Genomic DNA, 9,102 nt, shown 5'->3' on the forward strand with positions numbered 1-9,102 from the left:
GCCGAGATCGGTTCCCTCCCGCGGAAGGCGGGAAGAGGCACAATGGACGACAACCTCCGCGCCGCGCTGTTGGCGATCCCGCCGGCCCCCGCCCGGGCGCTGGCCCGGCTGCTCGCCGCGCGGCCCGACCTCGCCCCGCGCGTCCGGGAGGTGCTGGGCGACGGCAACAGCGGCATCGACGCGGTCGACACCGCGCTGGCGGCTTACCTGACCGCCGAGCACGCCCGCGGCCGCCTCGCCCCGGGCACCGACGTCGAGGCGCTGGCGGGCGCTCTGGCCGGGGCCTTCCACCGACTCGTGCTCGGCGACGCCGCCGACATCACGGATCGCTTGGGCCGCACCGTTTCCGCGCTGATCCCACCCGTGGCGCGGGTATGAGAAGGCCCCGCCCCCGAGTGCGACGGAGGCGGGGCCCGAGAGGTGGAGGAAGGTCAGGTGTTGACGGACACGAAGGTGGTCTTCAGCGCCTTCTTGCCGTCGGAATAGCTCACCGCGCCGAGGTAGCGCTTCCCGGCGTCCAGACCGGACCACTTGGCGGTGACGTCCCAGGTCTTCGACATCGCGACCTTCTGGCTGGTCGGCGTGACCGACAGGTGGGTGGACTCGCCGCCCACGCTCCAGGAGTGGAAGACCATGTCGGTGGAGTCGCCGCCGGCGTAGAGGTCCACATAGATCACGTAGGTCGCGCCGGGTTCCAGCATCACCGACTCGTCGGCGCCGCCGTTGGTGGAGCCGCCGTACAGGGTGAGGTCGTCGCCGTCCTTCTGGTACACGTACAGGTCGGCGTCGGTGCCCGACGGGTGGTCGGCGTTGAACGTCGCCACCTTGCCGAAGTCGGCCGAGGAGTCCACCTTGACCGTGACGGCCTTGGTGTGGTCTCCCTCGGCCGGGGCGCTGGTGTCGAACGCGGATCCGTCCGGATGGGACAGCGTGAACTTGTTGACATCGCTGGGAACCAGGCCGGTGGCGGTGGCCCTCAGCGTGCCGTCGTAACCGGCCTTTCCGGACAGTTTCCGGCTGCCGGAGGTGCCGGTGCCCGTGAACTCGCCGTCGGCCGACAGGGCCGTGGGCTCGATCGCGATCGGGCTGCGCACCGCGTGGCCGTCGGTGTCCTTCCAGGTCAGCGACCCGAAGGCGTACTTGCCGAAGGCCGCGTCGGTGCGGGTGATCGTGAGGGTGAACTTCTTGGTCTGGCCCGGCCGGACGCTCAGGTACCTCTTGTTCACCGTCACCTTGGTTCCCTTGGGCGCCTTGACCTTCGGGAAGTAGGTGCTGGTCTTCGACGACACGTTGGTCACCGACCGGGTGATGGTCTGGCTGCCGGTCAGCTCGCCCACGGCGATGGACGGGTAGTTGAGGTCGCTGGGGTCGATCGACTTCACGCCGTCGCACAGGTCGTTGCCCAGCAGCTGGAACTGGCCGATGGCGCAGCCGTACTCCAGCCAGTCGGACGGGCCGGAGTCGTAGACCAGGCCCGGGTCGAACATGTCCTTCGGCGTGACGTGACCGGCGCCGAAGTCCAGCGGGGTGGCGTCGGCGCCGTGCCGCTGGATCGGCTTGCCCTTGTTGTCGGTCTGGGACGCGGTGGTCATCATGGCCGAGCGGATCTCCGCAGGAGTCCATTTCGGATGCTTGGCCTTGAGAAGCGCGCCGAGACCGGCGATGTGCGGGCTGGACATCGAGGTGCCCTGGTAGGAGGCGAAGTCGTCGCCGTTGTTTCCCGGGGGCGCCACGGCGGCCACGACGTCCACGCCCGGCGCGGTGATGTCGGGCTTCAGCAGGTCGCCGCCGCCCGCCAGGGCGGGACCGGCCGAGGAGAACGCCGCCATTTCCGGCGCCTCCGCCTTGTACTCCTCGCCCGCGCCGAGCGAAGCGGTGGGTTTCGAGGAATCCAGATACGTCAACAGCTTCTTGCCGTCGGCGACCGAGATGTGAATGGTCGGCACCGCGTGCTTGTCGGCGGCGATGTCGTCGGCGTCCGGCGAGACGTTGTACAGGACCATTCCCGCGCCGCCGGCGTTCTTGACCTCGGTGCTCTTTTCAGTGCGGGCGTTGGTGCCCCGCGCGCACGCCACGATTCGTCCGTCCACCTTGGACTTGTCGAGCGCGCCCAGGTGGCACTCCTTCACCGCCTGCGCCGACTGGCCGTCGGCGCCGACCTCGGTGGACGAGACGATGCCGGTGGAGCCCACGGCCGCGCCGCGCCCCGAACCGACGACCGAGGAGCCGTCGCCCAGGGTCAGCGTCGCCTTGAACGCCCGGTCGTACGAGCTGGCCGCCACCGTCGTCATCCACGGCGTGTTGTGCGCCACGGTGCTGGCGCCCGGACCGGAGTTGCCCGCCGAGGCCGCGATGAACACGCCCGCCGCCGCGGCGTTGAAGTACGCCACGTGCACCGGGTCCACGATGTACGAACTGTCTCCGGAGATGGAGAAGTTCAGGATGTCGACGCCGTCGTTGACCGCGTCCTCAATGGCCGCCACGGAGTCGGCGGTGCCGCACTGGGACACCACCCAGCACACCTTGTACACGGCCAGCCGGGCGGCGGGCGCCATCCCGGAGATCTTGCCGTCGTCCGGGGTGGACACCTGGTAGTCGCCGGCGGCGGTGGAGGCGGTGTGGGAACCGTGGCCCTCCCAGTCGCGCGGCGAGGCCGGACCATCCTCTTCGGACACCGGACCCGCGCTGTGGTAGTACCGCGCGCCGATCACCTTGTTGTTGCAGGAGACGTTGTCGGCGGGATCGGTCGCGTCGCCTGCGTCGCAGGTGCCGTGCCACTTGGCGTCGATGACGTCGGCGTCGGGCCGGTGCTTCGACAGCGCCGCGAAGGACTTCGACTCCGGCCAGAAGCCGGTGTCGATGTCGCCGATGATGACGCCCTCGCCGGAGTGCTTGCCGCCGCCGAACTGCCGCTGCCACACGCCGCCGTCGCCGGTGAGACCGAGGAACTGCTGGGTGTTGCGCTCCAGCTTCAGCGCCTCGTCCGGCCACATCCGCAGCACGCCGTCGGCCTTGGACATGGCGCGAGCCTCGCCCGCCGACAGCTTCGCCGAGAAGCCGTTGAACACGGTGTCGTACTGGTAGAGCGTCTTGGCACCGGGCACCTGCTTCAGGACGCTCTTGCGCTTGGACTTCAGGTAGTCGCGGTAACGCTTGACATCGTTTCCCTTGGTGGACAGGCGCTTTCCGTCGTCGGGGGCGGTGGCGCCGAGGCCGGACACTCCGCCGCGGTAGGTGGAGACCGGGTCTCCGGCCACCTCCACGATGTAGCGTCCGGCGCGATACTGGGTGTCGGGGGACGAGTGGTCGTCCGACCACACCGGGTTCGACGCGGCGACGAGGGCAACTGCCGCCGCGACGGCCACGGTGGCCGCCCCTACCGCCCTGCGTCGACGTCCGAGGAGTCGAAAGTTCACGGGGGTACCTCTTTTGACTTGGCGCGCGCCCGGGTAGCGCACGTTCACACACCGTAAGGCCAAAAATCGAGTTGGGTCGATGTGATGGGCGCGGCGAAAGGTATTGATGGGTAACCGGAGTCGTTTCGTTACGATCCCGTTATAACCACAATGGACTCGATATTCGCACCACTCCACAATTCGGTTCTTTGTCGGCGCCCATTAACCATTCGGTGTCCATACCGGATATGTGACTTAGGTCCCGAGGAGGGCAAGTTCCGTGAACCGAACGATCGGTGTCGGTCATGGAGCGGTCACTCGGCCATTTTCCCTGGTGATGGCGGCACAGTCGACGTCACTAACGGGCATCTCGGCACTGGGGGGCATGTCGCGGTATGTACGACGGCCGCGCGCTGAAGCCGAGCGCACCGTATCCACTCACCACTCAAAGGATGGTCATGACCGATCCTGCGAACCTCAGTTTTCCCGAGGAATACGCCAAACAGGACGACATGGTTACGTCGCCCGACGGCGCGATCAAGGCCCGAATCGTTGGCGGCCAAGTAACCAAGTTGGAGTTCAAACCCAACGCGTACAAGAACTACAGCGAAATTGAACTAGCGCACCAGATTGTGCAACTAGCCAGACTCGGCAACGCCGCCCGTACCCGCGGCTATCGCCGAACCCTCGACAAAGTGCTGGGCCACGGCGAGGCCATCGCGCGGCGCGGCCCGGGCTCCCCCCCAGGAAGCCGATCTGCGCGAGCTGTCGGATCTGTTGCAGGAAACCATCTCCGAGTGGCAGTGCGAGCTCAACGCCCTTCGGATGAACACCCTTGGCCCCAGCGAGATCCTGAAGTCTCTGCGCTTCTCGTAGAAGGAAATACGAACCGTGAACGTAAAGATTGACCCGCAAGAACTCGACGGCATCGGCGACAAGTACGGAGACATCATCACCGAGGTGAAGGCGTTGAGCGGCCTCAGCATGATCAACGCGTACTGGGGCTACTGCTCCGACTCCGAGGACAACCTCCACGACACCTCCCGAACCCTGGTGCGCCACATCAACGCCAACTGCGCCCTGGACCTCAAGCACGAGGTGGACGATTACAACCTCGCGCAGAGCAACACCGACAAGGGGAACAAGGACCACCACGAGCCCCCGCCGGACCCCGACCTGAGCGACCCCAACCACGTCATCGACGAGCCGAAATACGACAAGGCCGACCGGCCGCAGGGAGGTAGGTGATGGGTGGTTCAAGCGCCCGCGGCGACTGCCTGGGCATGAGCACTGAGGCATTCGGCTCGCACGTCAAGGAGATCGCCACCAAGATCAGGGACGAGGTGGCCAAGGCACGCCGCGTGGCAAGCGGATCGACGACTGTCGCACGCACTGCCACGTCGACCTGCTCACCTTCACGTCCAAGGACAAGGGCGACGCCGAGTCGAAGCTGAAGACGCACCTCGACTACATTGTGGACGCGTTCGGGCGCGGCGGCAACCAGATCGACATGGCCAAGGCGATGCGCAACCTGTTGGCCGCCAACTCGGGCCTGCTCAAGTGGGGTCGCAAGGACATCGACGGCATCGCCCATGACGGCCTCAAGACCGTGCAGTCCTTCGGCAAGTCCTCCAACGGAGACAGCGACCTCGCCACGTTCTGGACCGGTGCGCTGGCCGGGGGCGCCACACAGGACAACGTGATCAGCACGGTGGAGAACTAAACGATGAATCGGGTGCCCAGGTTGTCGATCGCGGTCGTCCCGCTGTTGCTGCTTGGCGCCTGCACCGGCGGCGGCTCGATATCGGAACCGTCCGAGCCGCCGCCGACCAGCGCGAAGGTCGAGTGTGAGGACAACGACGGCCTGGTGCGTCTCGCCGACAGCGGCATGACGTCCAAGAAGGACGCCGAGGGTCTGTACCGCACCAGCTTCGCGGCGGTGTTCTCGGTGGACACGTCCGTGACGCTGGTCAGCGGCACGGTGCAGATCGGGTTCGTCAAGGGAAAGAAGGCGAAACTGACGATGCGGTTGCGTTCCACTGTCGACGATAAAACGAACATCTCCACTGCCTACGTCTTCCGCGACTCGAGTGACAAGATCATCGGCGGCACCAATGACGCCGACGCGAACCTCGATATCGCGAACGTCTCCAATGGTTCATCCGAGCATTCCCTGGAGTTCGGCTGGGAGTCGAAGAACCTCCCGGATCCGGACAAGATCGCCGCAGTGTACGGCTATGCGCTGGTGAAGCGCTAGTGTCGCTTTTGTGTCACCCCGGTTGGCACAAAGTAGTGAGTCGAGCCCCGTAAGCCGACCGTAATCTCTCTTTTCGTCAAGTCACGAACAATTCCGCGGTTACCAGTGCTGCCGCGGAATTCCTTTAGTTCCACGGGAAGAGATTGACCATGCGCACATTCGCCGAGATCATGGCCGCCCATGAAGAGGAAGTGTCCTCTCCGGACGGAAATATCAAGGCCCGCCTGAAATCGGGCGACGTGGCGGACTTCGAGTTCCGCCCCGGCACCTACGAGCGGTACACCGACGTCGAGCTGGCCTCGCAACTCGAGGGCATCTCGCGCCTGATCGCCGTGGCGCGTCGGCGTGCCCGCCGCCGGGCGTTGCGGGAGTCGCTGGAGCTGGACTTCGAGCCGGAGCCCGCCACCCCCGATTCGCCCGCGTCCCGCCGCGTCTTCGAGCGGCAGGACGCCGAGGTGGTCGTGGTGGAAACCTCCAGCGTCCGCGTGCGCGTGCGGGGAACCCGAACCTGGCAGGTCAAGATCCGCCCCGGCACCACCCGAAACATGACCGAGGAAATGTTCAAAAAGGACGTGGCCCTGGCGGCCAAGCGGACCCTGACCCGTGCCCGATCGGCGATGCAGACGATCACGGAGCTGGAAACCGGGCCGAGCTTCATCCTCCAGGGGCTCACGGGCCTCAACCTCACCAAATAATCACGAAGCGAGACATCACATGACAACGGCAGTACCCCTACCCGCGGTGCTTCGGGCGTCCACCCACCTGCACCAGATGGGGCAGATCTACGGGGACGTCATCACCCAGGTCAAGACCGCCCACGACGCCACGGGCGAGGTCTTCGAATCAGGCCACGGCGACGCCCTGAAAGCGGCGTGCGAAGGGGCCATCAACGCGCTGTGGTCGGCCGCGGCCGACAGCCACGACAACCTGTTCAACACCTCGGTGGTGCTGGTGCGTTACGTCAACGCCGTATGCGACGCCGACCACACCAACGCCAAGGAGTTGGACACCCAGGTCGACGCGATCAACCAGGCCGCGGGGCGCGAGGAAAGCTCCAACGGCCTGCCCGACGGGACCGTGCCGCGGCTTCCCGACGTCAACCCCGACGACCCCGACGGCAACTATGTGCCCGAACCCTCCGATGACCCCGCCGAACGTCCTGAAGGGAGCTGACCATGGGTGATTGCGGCAAGACCGACGGCATGTCCAAGGGCGACTACGCCTCGCACATTCACGATCTAGCGGTGCAGCTGAAGGACAAGGTGGCGGAGAAGGCCGCCCAGACGGTGCAGACCCGCGCCCAGTCGATGAAGTCCGAGATCGACGGCCAGGTGCAGTACCAGAATCAGGAGGCCCAGAACCAGGCCACCCGCGATTCGGCGAGCTCGGGGACACCGGTCACCCCGAAGGTGATCTCCAAGAATGACAAGGGCGACAACGGATACAGCCTGCTGTGCCCCGATTCGCAGAAGGTCGTCGACAAGTACAAGGACTACTACAAGATCGACCTGTTGACGATCGAGCCGGGCGACGTCTCCAAGATCGAGAACGAGCTGAAGAACAAGCACCTCACGTACATCGTCGACAAGTTCGACCGGGCCAAGAACTTCCCCGACCCGAAGAAGTCGGACGGCGCGGAGGACCCGCTGACCAGCGTGACCGGCACCGGCGCGCTGGCGACGGTCAAGCCACTGGCCGCCGACAAGAACGGCGTGGACGTGCGCCCCAACCCCAGCTCGCCGGGCGGCCTGTTCGGCAACGCCTCCTTCGGCTTCGCCCCGACCATGGCGGGCTCGATCGGCTGGCAGGGCGCCACGGCCACCACCTTCACCGACATCACGACGAACATCCCGCACGTGGTGGAGAGTTACAACGCGGCGGTGCGCACGGTGCGCAACCTGCTGGAGGTCAACAGGCAGGTCATGCTGCGGGCCCGCAAGGACATCGACTCGATCCTGCACGACGGCATCGCCGCGGTCGACCACTGCGACGACTGCAAGCAGGGCGACGACAGCGCGGTGGCGACCCTGGGCATCGTGGGCGGCATCGCCACGATGATCGGCGGCTTCGTGTCGATCCCCGTCACGGGCGGCCTGAGCGCCGCGGCCGTCGCGGCGGGAATGGACCTGGTGGCGGGCAGCACGCAGACGGTGGCCTCGGCGATGGGCGTCAAGGGGTCGCCGAACCCGCTGTCGGGCAGCGGCATCGACGAGGTGGTGCAGAAGATCCTCAAGGCCGCCACCGACACCTTCAACGCGCTCGACGACATCTACAACACGGTGGCGACGCAGGGGTTCGACAAGATCGACAAGATCACCGCGGGCGCCAACCGCGTGGACTACGTCGTGCTGCATCCGGACCCGAACTTCATGGGCGTCACCAACAAGAACGCCGACGAAGTCATCACCTAGGACCTTGTTCCTCGGAGCGGGGCGCATCCCTGCCGCGTCCCGCTCCACCTTCTAAAGAAAACGACCATGGATTTTAGAGGACCGTGAGGTCACCGGCCACGCACGGTCTGATTTAGAATTCGATGGTGAACGATTCATTTGACGACCGGGTGTCGGCCCTGGCCGCGCTCGACGAGCCCACCCGGCGTCGCCTCTTCGAGTACGTCTCGAAGGAGGTCGACCCCGTCAGCCGCGACGAGGCGGCCGAGGCGCTGGATCTGCCCCGACCCACGATCGTCTTCCACCTCGACAAGCTGGTGCACGAGGGCCTCCTGGACGTGGTCTTCGCGCGCCGCAACGGACGCGACGGCCCCGGCGCGGGGCGTCCGTCCAAACTCTACAAACGATCCACCACCCAGCTCGATGTCTCGATCCCGCCGCGGCGCTACGACATGGCCGCCGAACTGCTCGCCGACGCGGTCGAGGAATCCGACCGCACGGGCGTGTCCGCCCGCGACGCGCTGCGGCGCCTGGCCTGCGACGCGGGCCGCGACCTGGCCACGGGCGGCGCGACGGGGGAGCGGGGTCTCATCGAGCTGTTGGAGTCCTTCGGCTTCGAACCCCGCGAGATCGCCGCCCAGATCGCGCTGGGAAACTGCCCCTTCCACTCCCTGGTGATGCGCCACGCCGCCCTGGTGTGTGACATGAACCTCGGCCTGGTCGAGGGCATGATCGACGGCGCCAAGGCCGAGGGCCTGCGCGCCCGCCTGAACCCTAGCGAGCAGCACTGCTGCGTGCGGCTGTCGCGCGCCAAGCCGTAAGCAGGACGATCGCGAAGGCCACCAGCCCCGCCGTCGCGGCGAATCCGAAGGTGATCTCGGCGAAAACCCTGATGCGGTCGGGGATCGCGGACGGTTCTGCCACGTGAAGCACCGCGCCGATGGCGTCGCGGAACCCCGCGCCCACGGGCAGCGCCAGCCCCGCCACCGCGAGGGCGGCGCGCGCCGCGCGCCGCCACGGCACGCCCGACACGGGGTGGATCACCAGGCGCAGCAGGGGA

10 protein-coding genes and 1 pseudogene are annotated in these 9,102 nt (G+C 66.6%); 9 read left to right on the top strand and 2 right to left on the bottom strand.

Annotated elements, in window-relative coordinates; all coding sequences use genetic code 11:
- Positions 1-378 (top strand): annotated as a pseudogene (locus tag VE172_RS12345) (TetR/AcrR family transcriptional regulator); the annotation flags it as partial.
- Positions 379-431: 53 nt separating this feature from the next.
- On the opposite strand, the gene VE172_RS12350 reads toward VE172_RS12345, so the two are convergent.
- Positions 432-3,416: a S8 family peptidase gene (locus VE172_RS12350; RefSeq protein WP_324801900.1), complete on the bottom strand. Its 2,985-nt coding sequence runs from the start codon at positions 3,414-3,416 to the stop codon at positions 432-434.
- 437 nt (positions 3,417-3,853) lie between these two features.
- On the opposite strand from VE172_RS12350, the gene VE172_RS12355 reads away from it, so the two are divergent.
- From VE172_RS12355 to VE172_RS12390, 8 genes are all read left to right on the top strand, one after another.
- Positions 3,854-4,303 (top strand): hypothetical protein, encoded by a 450-nt coding sequence (locus tag VE172_RS12355; protein ID WP_324801903.1) that lies wholly within the window; start codon positions 3,854-3,856, stop codon positions 4,301-4,303.
- Entirely contained in the window at positions 4,287-4,643 is a 357-nt protein-coding gene (locus VE172_RS12360; protein ID WP_324801905.1) for a hypothetical protein, read from the top strand. Before VE172_RS12355 ends, VE172_RS12360 begins: the two co-directional genes overlap by 17 nt.
- 226 nt (positions 4,644-4,869) lie before the next feature.
- Positions 4,870-5,118 carry a hypothetical protein gene (locus VE172_RS12365; RefSeq protein WP_324801908.1) on the top strand — a complete coding sequence of 83 codons (249 nt, stop codon included), beginning with the start codon at positions 4,870-4,872 and terminating at the stop codon, positions 5,116-5,118.
- A 12-nt stretch (positions 5,119-5,130) separates the two neighbouring features.
- Positions 5,131-5,652, top strand: coding sequence for a hypothetical protein (locus tag VE172_RS12370; RefSeq protein ID WP_324801911.1), 522 nt, complete (start codon positions 5,131-5,133; stop codon positions 5,650-5,652).
- A 149-nt stretch (positions 5,653-5,801) separates the two neighbouring features.
- Positions 5,802-6,347, top strand: coding sequence for a hypothetical protein (locus VE172_RS12375; protein ID WP_324801913.1), 546 nt, complete (start codon positions 5,802-5,804; stop codon positions 6,345-6,347).
- A 19-nt stretch (positions 6,348-6,366) separates the two neighbouring features.
- Positions 6,367-6,825 (top strand): hypothetical protein, encoded by a 459-nt coding sequence (locus VE172_RS12380; protein ID WP_324801915.1) that lies wholly within the window; start codon positions 6,367-6,369, stop codon positions 6,823-6,825.
- A 2-nt stretch (positions 6,826-6,827) separates the two neighbouring features.
- Positions 6,828-8,063, top strand: coding sequence for an apolipoprotein L family protein (locus tag VE172_RS12385; protein WP_324801918.1), 1,236 nt, complete (start codon positions 6,828-6,830; stop codon positions 8,061-8,063).
- 125 nt (positions 8,064-8,188) lie between these two features.
- On the top strand, positions 8,189-8,863 hold the full coding sequence (locus tag VE172_RS12390) for a helix-turn-helix transcriptional regulator (protein ID WP_324801920.1): 675 nt from the start codon (positions 8,189-8,191) through the stop codon (positions 8,861-8,863).
- Here the strand turns inward: VE172_RS12390 and VE172_RS12395 are convergent.
- The coding region (locus VE172_RS12395) for a hypothetical protein (protein ID WP_324801923.1) at positions 8,817-9,102 on the bottom strand (286 nt) is incomplete at its 5' end. The two genes, VE172_RS12390 and VE172_RS12395, sit on opposite strands and share 47 nt — an antisense overlap.

The sequence above is a fragment of the Stackebrandtia sp. genome, assembly GCF_035643755.1.
Taxonomy (GTDB): Bacteria; Actinomycetota; Actinomycetes; order Mycobacteriales; family Micromonosporaceae; genus Stackebrandtia.

Bases quoted from the DNA above. Each gene is read 5' to 3' on its own strand.
- VE172_RS12355 (WP_324801903.1), top strand. From the start codon at position 3,854: ATGACCGATCCTGCGAACCTCAGTTTTCCCGAGGAATACGCCAAACAG.
- VE172_RS12380 (WP_324801915.1), top strand. From the start codon at position 6,367: ATGACAACGGCAGTACCCCTACCCGCGGTGCTTCGGGCGTCCACCCAC.
- VE172_RS12375 (WP_324801913.1), top strand. From the start codon at position 5,802: ATGCGCACATTCGCCGAGATCATGGCCGCCCATGAAGAGGAAGTGTCC.
- VE172_RS12385 (WP_324801918.1), top strand. From the start codon at position 6,828: ATGGGTGATTGCGGCAAGACCGACGGCATGTCCAAGGGCGACTACGCC.